Genomic DNA, 638 nt, shown 5'->3' with positions numbered 1-638 from the left:
AACAGTCGATATGATTACCAAAGCTGGCGGTAAAGCGCTGGCAATCAATATGGATGTCAGATCTGAAGATGCTGTCAACAGTGGTACCAAACAGCTTGTCGATACCTTTGGTGGTATTGATATTTTGGTCTCAAACGCAGGTATTCAGCTTATTAATCCGATTAATAAAATGAGTTTCGACAACTGGAAAAACCTGTTAGCTATCCATCTAGATGGTGGTTTTTTAACCACTAAAGCGGCTGTAGAATATATGTATAAAGACAATAAAGGTGGCACGATTATCTATATCGGTTCAATTCATGCTCATGATGCGTCACTTTTTAAAGCACCTTACATTACTGCAAAGCACGGATTACTAGGTTTGTGCCGCGCCATTGCCAAAGAAGGTGCTCCGCATAATGTACGCTCGCATATGATTTCTCCAGGCTTTGTCAGAACGGCAATGGTTAATGAGCAAATACCACTACAGGCTACTGCAAAAGGTATCAGTGAAGAGGCTGTGATCAACGATATCTTACTTGCGAATACGCTTAATAAAGAGTTTACGACTATCGAAGATGTGTCGCAAACGGCACTGTTTTTGGCCGCTTTTCCAACCAATGTATTTACCGGTCAGTCTATCAATGCCAGTCATGGTT

The 638-nt window shown here is 41.4% G+C and carries 1 protein-coding gene; it reads left to right on the top strand.

The window, feature by feature from the left end; all coding sequences use genetic code 11:
• Positions 1-10: 10 nt before the first annotated feature.
• Positions 11-638, top strand: a 628-nt coding sequence (locus ACS8FD_RS21770) for a 3-hydroxybutyrate dehydrogenase (RefSeq protein ID WP_439277406.1), incomplete at its 3' end; no start/stop codon positions are given.

It is taken from the genome of Psychrobacter sp. 1U2 (assembly GCF_051847575.1).
Note: the sequence above shows the minus strand (reverse complement) of the source record. Positions and strands in the feature narration are given on the sequence as shown.